12 protein-coding genes are annotated in these 16,641 nt (G+C 71.4%); 5 read left to right on the top strand and 7 right to left on the bottom strand.

Annotated elements, in window-relative coordinates:
• Positions 1-83: 83 nt before the first annotated feature.
• The 4 genes from LAJ50_RS06645 to creD are packed head-to-tail and all read right to left on the bottom strand — an operon-like array spanning position 84 to position 3,299.
• On the bottom strand, positions 84-968 hold the full coding sequence (locus tag LAJ50_RS06645) for a carbon-nitrogen hydrolase family protein (protein ID WP_138652848.1): 885 nt from the start codon (positions 966-968) through the stop codon (positions 84-86).
• Positions 965-1,588 (bottom strand): GNAT family N-acetyltransferase, encoded by a 624-nt coding sequence (locus LAJ50_RS06640; RefSeq protein ID WP_138652850.1) that lies wholly within the window; start codon positions 1,586-1,588, stop codon positions 965-967. Before LAJ50_RS06640 ends, LAJ50_RS06645 begins: the two co-directional genes overlap by 4 nt.
• A complete protein-coding gene (locus LAJ50_RS06635) occupies positions 1,585-1,974 on the bottom strand; it encodes a hypothetical protein (protein WP_138652852.1) in 390 nt (129 codons plus the stop codon). The genes LAJ50_RS06640 and LAJ50_RS06635 overlap by 4 nt, the downstream gene beginning before the upstream one ends.
• The gene (creD, locus tag LAJ50_RS06630; protein WP_138652854.1) at positions 1,974-3,299 is read right to left on the bottom strand and encodes a cell envelope integrity protein CreD; all 1,326 of its coding nucleotides are present in this window, start codon (positions 3,297-3,299) and stop codon (positions 1,974-1,976) included. Before creD ends, LAJ50_RS06635 begins: the two co-directional genes overlap by 1 nt.
• A 173-nt stretch (positions 3,300-3,472) precedes the next feature.
• Here creD and LAJ50_RS06625 point away from each other — a divergent pair, with 173 nt between their 5' ends.
• From LAJ50_RS06625 to LAJ50_RS06605, 5 genes are all read left to right on the top strand, one after another.
• The gene (locus tag LAJ50_RS06625; protein WP_138652856.1) at positions 3,473-4,843 is read left to right on the top strand and encodes a gluconate:H+ symporter; all 1,371 of its coding nucleotides are present in this window, start codon (positions 3,473-3,475) and stop codon (positions 4,841-4,843) included.
• A gap of 39 nt (positions 4,844-4,882) precedes the next feature.
• Positions 4,883-6,181, top strand: a complete 1,299-nt coding sequence (locus LAJ50_RS06620) for a DUF445 family protein (RefSeq protein ID WP_138652858.1) — start codon at positions 4,883-4,885, stop codon at positions 6,179-6,181.
• A 189-nt stretch (positions 6,182-6,370) separates the two neighbouring features.
• Positions 6,371-9,052 (top strand): M1 family metallopeptidase, encoded by a 2,682-nt coding sequence (locus tag LAJ50_RS06615; protein WP_138652860.1) that lies wholly within the window; start codon positions 6,371-6,373, stop codon positions 9,050-9,052.
• 622 nt (positions 9,053-9,674) lie between these two features.
• Positions 9,675-9,947, top strand: coding sequence for a DUF2845 domain-containing protein (locus LAJ50_RS06610; RefSeq protein WP_130551708.1), 273 nt, complete (start codon positions 9,675-9,677; stop codon positions 9,945-9,947).
• Between the two features lie 250 nt (positions 9,948-10,197).
• Positions 10,198-11,646, top strand: coding sequence for an MFS transporter (locus tag LAJ50_RS06605; protein WP_138652862.1), 1,449 nt, complete (start codon positions 10,198-10,200; stop codon positions 11,644-11,646).
• A 1-nt stretch (position 11,647) separates the two neighbouring features.
• On the opposite strand, the gene LAJ50_RS06600 is transcribed toward LAJ50_RS06605, so the two are convergent.
• The 3 genes from LAJ50_RS06600 to rlmKL all read right to left on the bottom strand — a co-directional run bounded on the left by LAJ50_RS06600 (position 11,648) and on the right by rlmKL (position 16,544).
• Positions 11,648-12,919 (bottom strand): MFS transporter, encoded by a 1,272-nt coding sequence (locus LAJ50_RS06600; RefSeq protein ID WP_138652864.1) that lies wholly within the window; start codon positions 12,917-12,919, stop codon positions 11,648-11,650.
• 66 nt (positions 12,920-12,985) lie between these two features.
• Entirely contained in the window at positions 12,986-14,257 is a 1,272-nt protein-coding gene (locus tag LAJ50_RS06595; RefSeq protein WP_224096498.1) for an MFS transporter, read from the bottom strand.
• Positions 14,258-14,405: 148 nt separating this feature from the next.
• The gene (rlmKL, locus tag LAJ50_RS06590; protein WP_130551704.1) at positions 14,406-16,544 is read right to left on the bottom strand and encodes a bifunctional 23S rRNA (guanine(2069)-N(7))-methyltransferase RlmK/23S rRNA (guanine(2445)-N(2))-methyltransferase RlmL; all 2,139 of its coding nucleotides are present in this window, start codon (positions 16,542-16,544) and stop codon (positions 14,406-14,408) included.
• Positions 16,545-16,641 lie beyond the last annotated feature (97 nt).

The raw sequence follows: 16,641 nt of genomic DNA, 5'->3' as shown, positions 1-16,641 counted from the left end.
TCGTGTCGTGCAACCCACCGAGTCTGCCAGCGCGTTGTGCGCCTGCAGCAGGCCACAGGTCATGCCCCCGGATGACAAACCTGTCAGGCCAAGGGCGTCAGCCTGGCACGGCGCAGCGCGGGGGCCTCCTGGCCGGGCCAGTCGCGGTCCACCGCGACCTGCGCGCGGGCCGCGCTGGCCTGCAAGGCCGCGAAATCCAGCTCGCCGATCGCCCACACCTGCTCGCCCGCCGTCTGCGCGATCACGCCGTCGGCAGGCAGGTCCACGTCCATCGGCGCGAACAGCGCGGCCTCGCCCGTGTTCTCGTCCAGCGCCGGACTCCACGGCGCGCTGCCGGCGGTCACCGACTGGGCGACGAACAGGCGGTTCTCCAGCGCGCGCGCCAGGCAGCCCACGCGCACGCGGGTGGCGCCGGCGGCCGTGTCGGTGCAGCTGGGCACCACCAGCAGGCGCGCGCCGGCCTGCTGCTGGGCGCGCACCGGCAGCGGGAACTCGGCGTCGTAGCAGATCGCGATGCCGGCGCGGATCTCGTCGGCGGCGAACACGCGCAGGTCGTCGCCGCCCTCGATCACCTGGGCGTGCTTCTCGAAGCCGGTCAGCTGCAGCTTGTCCTGCCAGCCGCGCCGCCCGTCCGGGGTGAACCAGTGCGCGCGGTTACGATAGCGCCCGTTGCCCACCGCGGTGAGAAAGCTGCCGGCGACCACGTGCAGGCCCAGGCGCTGGGCCAGCGTGGCGTACAGGTGCAGGAAATCCTCGGCGTACTGCTGGGTCGCTTCCAGCGAGGCCAGCAGGTCGGCGCTGATGGCCACCGGGAAGGTCGCGGCCAGTTCCAGCGACAGGTACTCGGGCAGCACCGCAATGCGCGCGTCGGCGTCGGCGGCCTGCTGCAGCAGATGCACCTGCTTCTCGGCGAAGGCGTCGAAGTCGCGCGGCTGGCCGACCGGATACTTGGCGACGGCGACCTTCATGCCTGCGGCTCCAGCGCACGGGTCCAGAAGGTCAGCGTATGCGCGATCTCGCCCTGCCCGGCCTCGCGCCAGGGCAGCGTCACCTGCAGGCCATCGCGCCGCGTGTAGCCGCGCTTGCGCCAGAACGCGTCGTTGTCGCGGTGTCCGGGCGGGCGGCGCGGATCGGCCGGGGCGCGATCCACCGCACAGAAGGCGGTCGTGTCGAACCCGCCCAGCGCGCGCGCGTGGGCCTCGCGCGCGTCGAAGAAGGCGTGGCCGAGGCCGCGCCCGCGCCATTCCGGCAGCAGCACCGATTCGCCGAAGTAGAAGATGCGCCCGGCGTCGAGGCCCTGGGCGATGAACGGCGCGGAGAAGGCCTCGGTGTCGTCCAGCAGCGGCAGGCCGGTGGAGGCGCCGATGACCTCCGCGCCCGCCAGCGCCAGCACGAACACGCTGCGCGGCGATCGTGCATAGGCGGCCAAGTAGTCGCGCTCGTAGGCGTGACTGCCCTGATAGAGGTAGGGCCAGTGCGCGAACACGGCGATGCGCAGGCGTGCCACATCGTCCAGGTAGGGCGCGATCTCGGCGCCGCGCACCACCGCGATGCGGTGCGCGGGCAAGGCGGAGGCGAGCGAATTCATGCGGACAATCTACCGCACGCCGGCCGGCACCCGCGCCACAGCAGCGCCGCGACGCCCTGCTCCGGCGCGACCACCAGCCACACCGCGCGATCGCGCCACGCGCTCAGCCACAGCGGACCGTACTGCGCACTGCGCAGGCACCGCCATGGACGCCACGCGGGCGCCTGCGGGCAGCGCGGTCGCAGCGCGTCGCGCAGCAGGTCCGCCGGCCGCTCCCGCAGCGCCTGCGCGGTGGCCTGCGCAAGCTGGAACACCACCGCACCCGCGACGCCGCGCCGCAGCGGCGGCAGCGGCGGCCCTCCCGTTTCGAGGCGCACGCCGCCGATCTTCAGCGCCGGCGGCAGGCGGCGCGCGGCGTGGCGCACCGCGCGCCCGTGCAGCAGCATCAGCGCAGCTCCGTGGACAGCGCATACCAGTCGATCCCGCGCGTGACCCACATGATCGCCGCCAGGATGGCGAACAGCAGCAGCGAGCCCATCAGCAGCGCGTTGTCCTCGGACATGAGCAGGCCGTACAGCGCGCCGTACAGCGCGGTCAGCGCCAGGGCGAATCCGCCGGCCAGCCGGGCGCTGCGCAACACCCCGGAGAGGTAGACGAACTGCACGCCGATGCAGGCCCCGGCCGCGATCAGATACGCCAGCCAGAACGCGATGTGCTCGGACAGGCTGAACAGCAGCAGGAAGAACATCGCCAGCGCCAGCCCCACCAGCAGGTATTGCAGCGGATGGATCTGCACGCGCCGCACCAGTTCCAGCAGGCCGAAGCCGACGAAGGTCAGCAGCACGAACAGCAGCCCGTACTTGCAGGCGCGATCGGCCAGCGTGTAGGCATCGACCGGGTCGACCAGTTCCACCCGCAGCGCGTCCAGCTGCGCCCCGCCCTCGGACTGCAGCTGCTGCAGCTGGGCCTGCGCCTGGCTGGCCAGCGAGGACACCGCCCACTGCGCATCGAAGCCGCGCGCGCCGACCGTGCGCTGCACGGGCAGGAAGTCACCGCCGAAGGCCGGATGCGGCCACGGCGAGGCCAGCCGCGCGCGGCTGTCGTCGGCCACCGGCACCACCTCCAGGGCCTGCGTGCCGGACAGCGCGAAGGACAACGTCACGCTGCGTCCCGGCACGCGTCCGTCCACCACCTCCGGCAGCAGCGCGCTGACGCCGGCCAGGTGCGCGTTGAAGGCACGCGTGCCGGGCTGCAGGCGCAGCGCCGCGCCGTCGACGCGCAGGCTGGGCGCGCCCTGCAGACCGCGCACATCGCGCAGGCCCAGCACCAGGTAGGGCGTGCCGTAGCGACGCACGGCCCCGGCCGGTGCCGGCGGCAGCGCGGTGGAGAACTGCGCCGACAGCTGCCCGTTCCAGACGTAGGTGGGCACATCGAACAGCCCGACCCGGCGCGTCTGCGGCCGCAGCTGGCCGCCGACCTGCAGCGACAGCGGCGCCTGCAGCAGCGTGCCTTCGCTGCGCACCTGCCGCGTGCGCGCCTGGCCGGCGGCGTCGGTCCACGCCTGTTCGCGCACATCGACGTAGGGCAACGCGCGCAGCGGGCCCACCAGCCGCTGCTCACCGGCGCTGCCGCGCGCCACGCGCTCGACGGCCTGTTCGCGGTAGGCGGTGCGCTCGGCGATCAGGCTGCGGATCATGCTCAGGGGAATCAGCAGCGCCAGCACCAGCGCGCCGACGATGGCAGAACGCAACAGCAACTTCAGGGATTTCATGCACGGCTCCGGCCGGTGGTCGATGCCGGACAGGCTGCGCCGGCCGTGTGGGGCGCGGTTGAGCGGTGCTTGAAGCCAATGTGAAGTCAGCCGCCAAGTCGTTGGTCTTGATCGGGATGACAGGTCGCGCCGACTAGACTGACAGCCCCGTCAGTTTCAACCGGAGCGTCGCCTTGGACTTCACCACCGTGCACTGGGCCACGCACGATTCGCGCCTGCTGCTGTGCGCCCTGGCCGGCATCGTCTGCATCGTCGCGCTGATCAGCCTGCTCCGGCTGCCGCCGTTCCTGTCGATCCTGGTCGGCAGCTTCGTGGCCGGGCTGGGCATCGGGCTGCCGCCCGAACAGCTGGCCAAGTCCTTCAGCACCGGCGCCGGCCACCTGCTGGGCGATGCGGGACTGATCATCGCCCTGGGCGCCATGCTGGGGGCGATGCTGGCCGACACCGGCGCGGCCGATCGCATCGCCTCGACCCTGCTCGGCATCGGCAAGGGCAAGGCGCTGCCCTGGGTGATGGCGCTGGTGGCGATGGTGATCGGCCTGCCGCTGTTCTTCGAGGTCGGCCTGGTGATGATGGTGCCGATCATCTTCGTCATGGCGCGCCGCGCGCAGCAGCCGCTGCTGCGCATCGCCATCCCGGCGCTGGCCGGCATGACCACCCTGCACGCGCTGATGCCGCCGCACCCGGGCCCGCTGATCGCGGTCAGCACGCTGCATGCGGATCTGGGGCTGACGATGCTGTTCGGCTTCATCATCGCGGTGCCCGCGGTGATCCTTGCCGGGCCGCTCTACGGGATCTGGCTCTCGCGGCGCGTGGACATCGCCGTGCCGGCCAAGATGGAGGCGCTGTTCTCCTCGCGCGAGGCGCCGGCGCATCCGCCCGGCTTCGCCGCGAGCCTGTCGATCATCCTGCTGCCGGTGGTACTGATGCTCGGCGCCACCCTGGCCAGGATCGCCCTGCCGCCGGACGCGCCCGCCGCCACCGCGCTGCGCTTCCTGGGCGAACCGATGGTGGCCCTCGCCCTGGCGGTGCTGGCCGCGGTGGCGCTACTGGGCTGGGGCGGCGGACTGGGCCGCGCGCGGGTCAACCAGGTGCTGCTCAAGAGCCTGCCGCCGATCGCCGCGCTGCTGCTGACCATCGGTGCCGGCGGCGGCCTGAAGCAGGTGCTGCTGGATGCCGGCATCAGCGACACCATCGCCAAGGTCGCCCAGGGCGCGCACCTGCCCTATCTGCTGCTGGCGTGGCTGATCGCGGTGGCACTGCGCCAGGCGACCGGCTCGGCCACGGTGGCCACGACCACCACCGCGGGCATCCTGGCACCGCTGGTGGCGCACCTGCCGCCCACCCAGGGCGCGCTGATCGCGCTGGCCATCGGCGCCGGCTCGGTGTTCTTCTGCCACGTCAACGACGCCGGCTTCTGGATGGTGCGCGAGTACTTCGATCTCAAGCTCAAGCAGACGGTGATGGTGTGGTCGGTGCTGCAGACCATCGTCTCGCTGGTCGGACTGGCCGGCACCGCGCTGCTGTGGCGGCTGCTGGCATGATCGCGGGGGCTTTGCAGGACACGCGCTAGGCTTTGCCCTATGACTGAACCGCTGACCGGCCCGGCCGACGATCCCCGCCGCATCCGCCTGCGCCGCATGAAGCTGGCCGCGTTCGGCCTGCTGGTGCTGATGCTGGCCGGCTTCGGCTTGAGCCATGCGATGGGGCTGCGCGGCGGCTGGGCGTGGCTGGCCGCGTTCTGCGAGGCCGCGGCGGTGGGCGCGATGGCGGACTGGTTCGCGGTGGTGGCGCTGTTCCGCCGGCCGCTGGGCCTGCCGATCCCGCATACGGCGATCGTGCCGCGCGGCAAGGCGCGGCTGGCCGACAGCCTGGGAGTGTTCGTGCGCGACCACTTCCTGGCGCCCGAGGCGCTGCTGGAAAAGCTGCGTGCGTTCGACCCGGCCGCGCGCCTGGGCCAGTGGCTGGCCGAGCCGGCGCAGGCGAAGCTGCTGGCCGGCATGGCGCGCGGCTGGGCACTGCAGGCGCTGGATCTGCTGGACGAAAGCGCCGTGCGCGCGGCGATCCAGCGCTTCGTCATCGCCCGCCTGCGTGGCTGGAACGCCGCCGGCACCGCCGGCCAGGTGCTGGGCCTGCTCACCGCCGACGGCCGCCACCAGGCGCTGCTGGACGCCGCGCTCAAGCGCATCGCCCGCTGGCTGGACGATCCGGCGCTCAAGGCCCGCGCCTCGGCGCTGATCGTGCGCTACGCCCGGCGCGAGTGGCCCAAGCTGATGGGCACGGTCGACCTGATCAAGCCGGTGGACGAGATCGGCGACGCCCTGGCCCAGCGCATCGCCGCCGCGGCGCTGGAGGAACTGCAGACCGTGCTGTCCACGCCCGGCCATCCGCTGCGCCAGGACTACGAGGCCTGGCTGTCGCGCTACGTGCAGCGCCTGCGCGAGGACCCGGCGCTGGTGGAGCGGGTGGAGCAGATCAAGCAGGACCTGATCGACCACCCGGCCGTGCAGGACTACGTGCGCGGCCTGTGGGACCAGGTCCACGCCGCGCTGCGCGCCGACCTGGAGAACCCCGCCTCGCGCCTGGCCGCGCACCTGGAACAGCTGCTACAGACCCTGGGCGAGGCGCTGGGCCGCGACGCCTCGCTGCGCGACGCGCTCAACGCCCACCTCACCACCGCCGCCGACAGCCTCACCACGCGCCTGCGCGACGGCGTCACCCGCCATATCGCCCAGACCATGAAGGGCTGGGACGAACGCCAGCTGGTGGACGTGCTGGAGCTGGCCGTCGGCCGCGACCTGCAGTACATCCGGTTCAACGGCACGATCGTGGGCGGGCTGATCGGGCTGGCGCTGCATGCGGTGGTGGTGCTTTGGGGCTGAAGCGCGGGAACGGGCGGCGAGCAACGAGCAACGGGTGAAGGTCGCACGCCCAGACATACCCGTTCCGGCGTTTTGCTCCTATGCGTTTCTCGTTCTGGGCACTCGCTCTTCCCATGCCTTGTGGCACTGTCCGACCCGCCGCGGGCGGTCCAGCCTGCGCAGTCCATTTTCCCGACCGGAGCCTTGCCCATGCGTCGTCTGACCCGTTCCGTGCTGGCCCTCGCGCTGGCCAGTGCCTGCTGTGGCGCCTCCGCCGCCGATGAGGCCGTGCCCACCGGGCGCCTGCCCACCTGGGCCCAGCCGCAATCCTATGCGTTGGACCTGAAGATCGACCCCGCCCAGGACAGCTTCAGCGGTACCACCACGATCAAGGTCAAGCTGACCCAGGCCAGCGACCACCTGTGGATCGACGGCAAGGAGCTCAAGGTCGGCAAGGTCACCGTGACCGGCGCGGACGGCAAGGCGGCCGCGGCCAGGTACACCGTGGCCGACGCGCAGGCCGGCGTGGCCCGCATCGACTTCGGCAAGACCCTGCAGCCGCAGGAGCTGAGCCTGTCCATCGTCTACACCGCGCCGTTCAACCAGGCGCTGGAAGGCCTGTACAAGGTCACCTACGAAGGCAAGCCGTACGCGATGACGCAGATGGAGCCGATCAGCGCGCGCTTCGCCTTCCCCAGCTTCGATGAGCCGGCCTTCAAGACGCCCTACGACATCAAGCTGACCATCCCGGCCGACCTGCAGGGCGTGGCCAACACCGCCCAGGTGCAGGAGGCGCCCACGACCACGAGCAAGCGCTGGAAGACGCTGACCTTCGCCCGCACGCTGCCGCTGCCGACCTACCTGGTCGCCTTCGCCGTGGGCCCGTGGGACATCGTCGACGGCCCGGGCATCACCGCCACGCCGCAGCGCGCCGGCACCCTGCCGCTGCGCGGCGTGGCGCCCAACGGCAAGGGCCCGCGCATGAAGATCGCGCTGGATTCCACGCCGGTGATCATCCACACGCTGGAGGACTACTACGACTTTGGCTATCCCTTCGACAAGCTCGACCAGCTGGCCGCGCCGGACTTCTCCGCCGGCGCGATGGAGAACGCCGGCCTGGTGACCTACCGCGACTACCTGCTGCTGCTCGACAAGGACTCGGCCACCGGCTACAAGCGCTCGTCCTTCAACGTGATCGCCCATGAGCTGGCCCACCAGTGGACCGGCGACACGGTGACCATGTCGTGGTGGAACGACCTGTGGCTCAACGAGTCCTTCGCCACCTGGATGCAGCAGAAGGTCACCATGAAGGTGCATCCGGAATACCGCGCCGACCTGGACCGCGTGCAGGGCGCGCAGGGCGCGATGTCCGGCGATGCGCTGGTGGCCACGCGCAAGATGCGCCAGGAGATCACCGGCAACGGCGACATCGAGAACGCCTTCGACGGCATCACCTACCAGAAGGGCGCCGCGGTGCTGGGCATGTTCGAGGCCTATGTGGGCGAGGACACCTTCCGCAGCGGCATGCGCCAGTACATCCAGCGGCACAAGTTCGGCAACGCCACCGCCGACGACCTGGTCAGCGCCATCGCCACCGCCGCCGGCAAGGGGCCTGAGTTCACCGCGGCGTTCAACAGCTTCCTCGACCAGCCGGGCGTGCCCTATGTGCATACCGAGGTCACCGACGCAAAGGGCCAGGTGGTGCTCAAGCTGACCCAGCGTCGCTACCTGCCGCTGGGCAGCACGGGCGACTCGGCCAAGACCTGGGGCGTGCCGGTCTGCGTGCGCTACCAGACCAGCGCCGGCAGCGACAAGGCCTGCACCCTGCTGTCGGCCGCCAGCGGCACCCTGACCCTGCCGGGCGCGAAGAAGGGCGGCTGGGTGATGCCCAACGCCGGCGCCGCCGGCTACTACCGCATCGGCCTGGACGCCAAGGCGCTCAGGACGCTCACCGCCGATGTGGCCCAGCTCACCGATGCCGAGCAGCTGGCCTACGGCGACGGCGTCAGCGCCGCCTTCGACCTGGGCGAGCTGGACCCGGCCCAGCTGCTGGCCGCGCTCAAGCCGCTGACCGCCTCCAAGGTCTCCGAGGTCGCGACCGTGCCCACCGAGCACGTGGGCTGGCTGTACGGCCGCCTGGCCAAGACCGACGCCCAGCGCGCGGCGCTGACCAAGTGGGCCGAAGATGCTTACCTGCCGCGCATGCAGCAGCTGGGCTACGTGCGCAAGGACGGCGAGGAAGGCAGCGATGCGCTGGAACGCGCCGAGCTGGCCGGCTTCCTGGCCCTGACCATGAAGGTGCCGGCCGCGCGCGCCGAGCTGCTCAAGCAGGGTGATGCGGTGCTGGCCGGCGGCAAGACGCTGGTCTTCGACCAGGCCAACCCGGACCTGCTGGCCACCGCGCTGGCGGTGAGCGTGCAGGAGCACGGCGCCTCCGCAGTGGACCAGCTGATGGCCGCCCTGCCCGGCGTGATCGATCCGGCGCACCGCAACGCCATGCTCTCGGCGCTCAGCCGCACCGAGGACCCGGCGCTGGCCGCCAAGGTGCGCAGCTTCGGCCTGGGCAAGGACGTCAAGGTCGGCGAGATGCGCTACCTGCTGACCGCCGGCAAGCACGCCACCGTGGCCGATCGCGATACGCAGTGGACCTGGTTCACCCAGAACTACGAGGCCATCCACGCGCGCGTCGGCGCCTTCGCCGGCGGCTCGCTGCCGCGCCTGGCCTCGGCCGGCGCCTGCACTCCGGCCGAGTCGGATCGCCTGCAGGCGTTCTTCGAGCCGCGCCTGAAGGACCTGCCCGGCGCCATCCGCGGCCTGCAGCAGGCGCGCGAGAGCATCGCCCTGTGCGCCGCCCTCACCGCCAAGCAGGACCCGGCGACGCTGGTGAAGTAAGCGCCAGCGCGCGTTGCAGCACCTGGACGCCGCCGCAGGAAACTGCGGCGGTTTCTTTTTGGTGCTTCGCCTGATTAAAGCATCACGGTGCGTTCGTGTTTTGGCTTCGGAGAGGCATCGGTCCGGCGGGTGGGGGCCGCTTTTCCCTCCATCAGGGCATCCTGCCTGAGTCGGGCGCTCGGCATCCTGCCTCGCTTGTCGCGGCCCCCACCCGCCGGACCGATGCTTGGCGCATTGGGTCAGAAGACTTCGGGTCGAACAACGGAAGAAGTCCCGATCCATCAGTCGCGGAGCCTCGACCCGGGCGGGCGTGCGGAGAGCGGGCCAGGGAGGGCGGACCGAGCCGGGGAGCCACGCCCGGCCGGGTCGAGGCTGGTTGGCGAAGTCCGCGCTCGGACCCCGCGCATGCATGGCGCAACGGATTCACGTGCGGCGCTTCGGCCATCGAGCGCCGCAGGATGCCCTGCCGTTCGGCTGTAATTCCTTCAAACCGAGAACTGAGATTCAGAAAACCGAGCAGTGACAGGGGACACCCGGACCCAACCATCCACCCGTGCCCCGCTCGGCGGCTTGTGGCACAGTCCGCGGGCCCGCATTCACCCCTGATACGAAGGAAAGCCCGATGAAAAGGATCCTGTTGAGCCTGGCCCTCTGCCTGCTGGCCGGCACGGCGCTGGCGGCCGGCAGCGTGCGTTTCGGCAACAAGCTGGTCAGCACCGGCGACAGCGCCGGCAAGGTGACCCAGGTGGCCGGCAAGCCCGACCGCGTGATTCCGCTGCAGAACGAGTACAGCGCCAACATCGGCGAGCGCTGGGAGTACGACCAGTCGCAGAAGACCGTCCAGATCATCTTCAAGGACGGCCGCGTGACCGATATCCAGGAGATCTACAACTAAGGGCGTGCCTCGCAGCCGCCGACGCTGCGATCGCCCGTCAACCTTGCCTCGGCCCTGGCCGAGGCCCGACGCCGGTGTCCCGCCTCGCGGGAGGCCGCGCCCCGCGCGGCTTGTCCGGCCCGCGACACAGGCGAATAATCCGCGTGTTGCGGTGCGCAACTCCCGCGCGCACCTGCCCTTCGATGCGTCCTCACGGCCGCCAGCCGCCCTGCCGGGACCGTGATGCCGCGTCGGTCAGGATCCGATCGCTGTGACTGCTGCTTCCAAAGCGCCGCCGGACGCGCCGACGCGTGCGCCGCGCAAGACGCCCGACTACCGCGTCATCTCGCTGATCCTGGCCTGCGCCATCTTCATGGAGCAGCTGGACGCCACGGTGCTGGCCACCGCGCTGCCGGCGATGGCGCGCGACTTCGGCGCCAGTGCCCCGGCGATGAGCATCGCCATGACCAGCTACCTGCTGGCGCTGGCGATCGGCATCCCCGCCTCGGGCGCGATGGCCGACCGCTTCGGCGCGCGGCGGGTGTTCAGCGCCTCGATCGTGGTGTTCGTCGCCGGCTCGGTGCTGTGCTCGCTGGCCACCAGCCTGCCGACGATGGTCGCCGCGCGCCTGCTGCAGGGCGCGGGCGGTTCGATGATGGCCCCGCTCGGCCGGCTGATCCTGTTGCGCACGGTCGAGCGCCGGCACCTGGTCTCGGCGATGTCCTGGACGCTGGTGCCGGCCTTCCTGGGGCCCTTGCTGGGGCCGCCGCTGGGCGGCCTGCTGGTGACCCACGCCAGCTGGCACTGGATCTTCTACATCAACGTGCCGATCGGGATCCTGGGCTTCGTGCTGGTGCGGGCGGTGATCCCCTACATCGAGGCGGCCGACGAACCCCGGCCGTTCGACCTGCCCGGCTTCGCGCTGTGCGGGCTGTGCCTGGGCTGCGGCCTGTTCGGCCTGGAAAGCGTGGGTCAGCCGGAGAACCTGGTCACCGGGCTGGCGCTGATGGCGATCAGCGCCGCGGCGGCGGGCGGCTACCTGTGGCATGCGCGGCGCGCGGCCGCGCCGCTGCTGGACCTGGACGTGCTGAGGATCGACTCGTTCCGGCTCTCGGTGGTCGGTGGTTCGCTGATGCGCATCACCCAGGGCGCGCAGCCGTTCCTGCTGCCGCTGCTGTTCCAGCTGGGCTTCGGCTACAGCGCCGCCCATGCCGGCCGGCTGGTGCTGGCCACCGCGCTGGGCGCGCTGCTGATGCGCCTGTGCACGCCGTGGCTGCTGCGCCGGGTCGGCTATCGCAACGGCCTGCTCGCCAACGGTGTGCTGTCCAGCCTGGGCTATGCGGTGTGCGCGCTGTTCCGTCCGGGCTGGCCGGACGGTGTGATGTTCGTGCTGCTGGTGGGCTGTGGGGCATTCATGTCCTTCCAGTTCGCCGCCTACAACACGGTGGCCTACGAGGCGGTGCCGACCCGCCGCATGAGCCATGCCTCCAGCCTGTACAGCACGCTGCAGCAGCTGATGCTGTCGGTGGGCGTGTGCGTGGGCGCGCTGGCGCTGAAGACGGCGATCGCCGTCGGCGGCCATGGCAGCGCCCGGCTGGGCGACTTCTCGGCGGCCTTCGTGCTGGTGACGCTGATCTCGCTGTCCTCGACCTGGTGGCATCTGAAGTTCCGCCACGACGTCGGCGCCGAACTGTCCGGGCATCGCGCCCGCGCGGCTTGAATCAGACCTCGGGCTGACGCTTCCACAGATACAGCGCCAGCCCGACATTGACCAGGGCCACCACCGCCACGTAGTGCGCCGGCGCCATCGCGCCCACGCGCGCGGCCAGGTAGGCGATCAACGGCGGCGTCAGCGCCCCGGCGATGGCGTAGGCCAGGTTGTAGGACAGCGCCAGGCCGGTGAAGCGCACCGGCGCGGGAAACGCGGCGGTCATCACCCCCGGCGCGACGCCGGACACGCCGGCGGTGAAGCCGGCCAGCGCGTAGAGCGGCAGGAAATGCCGGCCGCCGTGGGCCAGGTCGATGTACAGCAGATAGACGCCGACCATCAGCGCCAGCGACGACACCGCCAGCGCCGGCGCGCGGCCGATCCGGTCGGACAACAGGCCGGTCCACAGGCAGCCCGCGATCAGGCAGACCGAGGCCAGCACGCTGCCCTCGCTGGCCAGCGCCGGCGCGATGCCGAACGAGGACTGCACCAGCGTCGGCGTCATCAGGATCACCACCACGATGGCCGCGGTCAGCGCCCAGGTCGCGCCCATCGACACCAGCACGCCGCCGCGATGGTCGCGCAGCACGTCGCGGATCGGCAGCTTCGCCAGCGCCTTGCGCGCGCGCATCTGCGCGAACACCGGCGTCTCGTCCAGCCAGCGCCGCAGCCACACCGAGATGAAGCCGAACACGCCGCCGATCAGGAACGGCAGCCGCCAGGCGTGATCCAGCAGCTGCGGCGGGGTGAACCAGTGCGCCATCGCCGAGGCCACCAGCGCGCCCAGCAGCAGGCCCAGGCTCAGGCCCGCCGACAGCGTGCCGATCGCGAAGCCCACCTTGCCGGCGGGCGCGTGCTCGGCCACGAACACCCACGCGCCCGGCATCTCGCCGCCGATGGCCAGGCCCTGGATCAGGCGCATGACCAGCAACAGCAGCGGCGCGGCGATGCCGATCTGCGCATAGGTCGGCAGCAGGCCGATGCACAGCGTCGGCAGCGCCATCAGGAACACGCTGAAGGCGAACAGCCGCTTGCGCCCGACGCGGTCGCCGAAGTGGGCCATCAGCACCCCGCCGATCGGCCGCACAAGGTAGCCGGCGGCGAAGATCGCGAAAGTCTGCAACTGCTGCAGCCAGGCCGGCATCTCGGGCGGGAAGAACAGCGTCCCCAGGGTCTTGGCGAAGAACACGAAGACCACGAAGTCGTAGAACTCCAGCGCCCCGCCGAGCGCGGACAGCGACAGGACCTTGGCATCGTTGCGCAGGGGCGCGGCGGCGGTGGACATGGCAGGAACGATCGGGCGAAAGGCGGCACACGATAACGGGCCGGCCGCCCGGATGCGCGGATCGGCTTACTGGACCGCCGGGCGCTTCCACAGGTAGAGCGCTAGGCCGACGTTGACCAGCGCCACCAGCGCCACGTAATGCGCCGGCGCCAGCGCGCCCACGCGCGCGGCCAGGTAGCCGATCAAGGGCGGCGTCAACGCGCCGGCGATGGCATAGGCCAGGTTGTAGGACAGCGCCAGGCCGGTATAGCGCACCGAGGCGGGGAAAGACGCCACCATCACCGCCGGGGTCACGCCCGCCACGCCGGCGGTGAAGCCGGCGAAGGCGTACAGCGGCAGGAAATGCGCGCCGCCGCGCGCCAGGTCGAAGTACAGCAGGTACACGCCGACCAGCAGCGCCAGCGAGGCCACCAGCAGCGCCGGCGCGCGGCCGATGCGGTCGCTCAGCAGCCCGTTCCACACGCAGCCGATCACCAGGCAGATCGCGGCCAGCACATTGCCCTCGCTGGCCAGCGCCGGCGCGATGCCGGACGAGGACTGCACCAGCGTCGGCGTCATCAGGATCACCACCACGATGCCGGCGGTCAGGGCCCAGGTCACGCCCATCGACACCAGCACGCCGCCGCGATGGTCGCGCAGCACGTCGCGGATCGGCAGGCGCGCCAGCGCCTTGCGCTCACGCATCTGTGCGAACACTGGCGTCTCGTCCAGCCAGCGCCGCAGCCACACCGAGATGAAGCCGAACACGCCGCCGATCAGGAACGGGATGCGCCAGGCGTGGTCCAGCAGCTGCGCCGGGGTGAACCAGTGCGCCATGGCCGAGGCCATCAGCGAGCCCATCAGGGTGCCAACGTTGATGCCGGCCGACAGGCTGGCCACGGCGAAGCCGACCTTGCGCGCGGGCGCATGCTCGGCCACGAACACCCACGCGCCGGGCATCTCGCCGCCGATGGCCAGGCCCTGCAGCAGGCGCAGCAACAGCAGCAGCAGCGGCGCGACGATGCCGACCTGCGCGTAGGTCGGCAGCAGGCCGATGCACAGCGTCGGCAGCGCCATCAGGAACACGCTGAAGGCGAACAGCCGCTTGCGCCCGATGCGGTCGCCGAAATGGGCCATCAGCACCCCGCCGATCGGCCGCACCAGGTAACCGGCGGCGAAGATGCCGAAGGTCTGCACCTGCTGCAGCCAGGCCGGCATCTCGGGCGGGAAGAACAGCGTCCCCAGGGTCTTGGCGAAGAACACGAAGACCACGAAGTCGTAGAACTCCAGCGCCCCGCCGAGCGCGGACAGCGACAGGACCTTGGCATCGTTGCGCAGCGGCGCGGCGGGAGCGGACATGGTGCGGGACATGGCGCAGGCGTGGCGGAGGCGGCCGCCCACCATAGCGGCCCGGCGCCGCGCCTGCGCGCGCGCAGCGATGCGCCAGCCGGATGCAGCTTTCCGCGCGCCGCCGCCCCGGCCGCGCCGCGTCGGCGGCAAGCCGGGATCAGGCCCGCGTCAGGCGCCAGGCGCGGTGGATGCGGGCGTTGCGTTCGAAGTCCGGGCCGATGGTGCCGGCGCTGATCTCCTCGCACACGGCGAACTGCGCCACCGCCGCCTCGTCCAGCCTGAAGCGGCGGAAGTTGTTGGAGAAGTACAGCACCCCGCCCTGCGCCAGCCGCGCCATCGCGGCGCGCAGCAGGCGCACGTGGTCGCGCTGCACGTCGAAGTCCTCGGCGCGCGCGGAGTTGGAGAAGGTCGGCGGGTCGCAGAAGATCAGGTCGTACTGGCCGCGGTCGGCCTCCAGCCAGGCCAGCACGTCGGCCTGCACCAGCTGGTGCCGGGCGCCGCCCAGGCCGTTCTCGCGCAGGTTCTCGGCGCACCACTCCAGGTAGGTCGCCGACAGGTCGACGCTGGTGCTGCTGCTGGCGCCGGCCACCGCCGCCTCCACGCTGGCCACGCCGGTGTAGCTGAAGAGATTGAGGAAGCGCCGGCCGCGCGCCTGGGCGGCCATCTGCCCGCGCAGCGGACGGTGGTCCAGGAACAGTCCGGTATCCAGGTAGTCGAACAGGTTCACGCGCAGCCGCGCGCCGTGCTCGCGCACGACGATGAACTCGCCCTGCTGGCCCATGCGTCCGTACTTGCTGCCGCCCTTGCCGCGCGCGCGCGACTTGATCGCGACCTGCTCGCGTGGCACCTCGAACACCGCGCGCACCGCCGACAGCAGCTCGTTGAAGCGGCGCTGCACGTCGGCCTCGGGGATGCTGGATGGCGCGGCGTACTCCTGCACGTGCAGAAGGGTGCGCTGCGCGCCTTCGGCCTCGGTGTAGACGTCCACCGCCGCGGCGTATTCGGGCAGGTCGGCGTCGTAGGCGCGGTAGCAGCTCACGTCCTCGCGCTGGCGCCAGGCCTTGAGCTTCTTGAGGTTCTTGCGCAGCCGGTTGGCGACCATCTGGGCACCGTCGTTCAACTCCGGTGGCACATCGGGCACCACGCGCTGCGGCGGCGCGATCGGGTCGACGAAGATCAGCGCGCACTCGATGGCGCCGTTGAACAGCTGGTACTTCTTCTGCGCGCGCAGGCCGGTGGCCATGGCCAGATCGGCGCTGCCGCACAGCAGGCTGGCGCGCCAGTCGGGCACGGCCTGGCGCAGGCCATCGCCCAGCGCGCGGTAGAGCGCGGCGTCGGCCGCCAGGCGTTCGTCGTAGGGCGGGTTGCACACCACCACGCCGCGGCGGATCGGCGGCGCCGACAGCTGCGCCACGTCGCTCACCCCGAAAGCAATGGCGTCTTCGACGCCGGCCTCGCGCGCGCTGGCGCGGGCGGCCTCGATGGCGCGCGGATCGATGTCGCTGCCGAAGGCGACCTGACCCAGTTTGGCGCGGCCGGCCGCTTCGCGCGTGCGCGCCTCGTCCAGCAGCACGCGCCACTGCGCGGCGTCGAAGCCCAGCCAGCGCGACGGCGGCAGGCTGCCGTGGCGCTGCAGGCCAGGCGCCACATCGGCGGCCATCAGCACCCCTTCGATCAGCAGCGTGCCGCTGCCGCACATCGGGTCGAGCAGGCCGCCCCCGCCGGCGTAGGACTGCAGCCAGCCGCCGCGCAGCAGCACGGCGGCGGCCAGGTTCTCCTTCAGCGGCGCCTCGTTGCGCACCTGGCGCCAGCCGCGCCGGTGCAGCGGCCCGCCGCCCAGGTCGATCGACACCGTCGCCCGCCCCTTGCGCAGGGAGAAGTTGATGCGCACGTCCGGCTCGTCCACGTCCACCGACGGGCGCTCGAAGCCTTCGGCGCGCAGGTGATCGACGATGGCGTCCTTGATCCGTTGCGCGGCGAAACGCGCATGCGTGATCGCCTCGCCGGACACGTGCGCGTCCACGGCCAGGGTCAACGCGGAGGTCAGGTGCCGCGTCCACGGCAGGGCGAAGATGCCGTCGTACAGCGCGTCCTGGTCGGGGCATTCGAACTCGCCGATCGGCCACAGCACGCGGCTGGCCAGGCGCGACCACAGCACCGCGCGCTGCGCATCGTGCAGCGTGCCCTCGGCGTTGACGCCCGAGACGGTGGCCGTGGCCTTGGCCGCCCCCAGCGCGGTCAGCTCGTCGACCAGCAGGTATTCCAGGCCCTTGGCGCAGGAAACGTAGAACTTCATAAAAAGCCAGGCGTGAGTGAAGAGGAGTGCGGCGTGAGTGAGATCAGGCGCGGGGGAGGTGGAGAAGATGGTTGCTGTGACTCGCTCCTCGCCCCAC

The organism is Pseudoxanthomonas sp. X-1 (assembly GCF_020042665.1).
Classification (GTDB): Bacteria; Pseudomonadota; Gammaproteobacteria; order Xanthomonadales; family Xanthomonadaceae; genus Pseudoxanthomonas_A; species Pseudoxanthomonas_A spadix_A.
This window is presented reverse-complemented; position numbering and strand designations above follow the sequence as displayed.

Excerpts from the sequence above, each read along its gene's own strand:
- LAJ50_RS06615 (WP_138652860.1), top strand. The coding sequence starts at position 6,371 with ATGCGTCGTCTGACCCGTTCCGTGCTGGCCCTCGCGCTGGCCAGTGCC.
- LAJ50_RS06635 (WP_138652852.1), bottom strand. The coding sequence starts at position 1,974 with ATGCTGCTGCACGGGCGCGCGGTGCGCCACGCCGCGCGCCGCCTGCCG.
- LAJ50_RS06640 (WP_138652850.1), bottom strand. The coding sequence starts at position 1,588 with ATGAATTCGCTCGCCTCCGCCTTGCCCGCGCACCGCATCGCGGTGGTG.
- LAJ50_RS06620 (WP_138652858.1), top strand. The coding sequence starts at position 4,883 with ATGACTGAACCGCTGACCGGCCCGGCCGACGATCCCCGCCGCATCCGC.
- LAJ50_RS06600 (WP_138652864.1), bottom strand. The coding sequence starts at position 12,919 with ATGTCCACCGCCGCCGCGCCCCTGCGCAACGATGCCAAGGTCCTGTCG.
- creD (WP_138652854.1), bottom strand. The coding sequence starts at position 3,299 with ATGAAATCCCTGAAGTTGCTGTTGCGTTCTGCCATCGTCGGCGCGCTG.
- rlmKL (WP_130551704.1), bottom strand. The coding sequence starts at position 16,544 with ATGAAGTTCTACGTTTCCTGCGCCAAGGGCCTGGAATACCTGCTGGTC.
- LAJ50_RS06645 (WP_138652848.1), bottom strand. The coding sequence starts at position 968 with ATGAAGGTCGCCGTCGCCAAGTATCCGGTCGGCCAGCCGCGCGACTTC.
- LAJ50_RS06610 (WP_130551708.1), top strand. The coding sequence starts at position 9,675 with ATGAAAAGGATCCTGTTGAGCCTGGCCCTCTGCCTGCTGGCCGGCACG.
- LAJ50_RS06595 (WP_224096498.1), bottom strand. The coding sequence starts at position 14,257 with ATGTCCGCTCCCGCCGCGCCGCTGCGCAACGATGCCAAGGTCCTGTCG.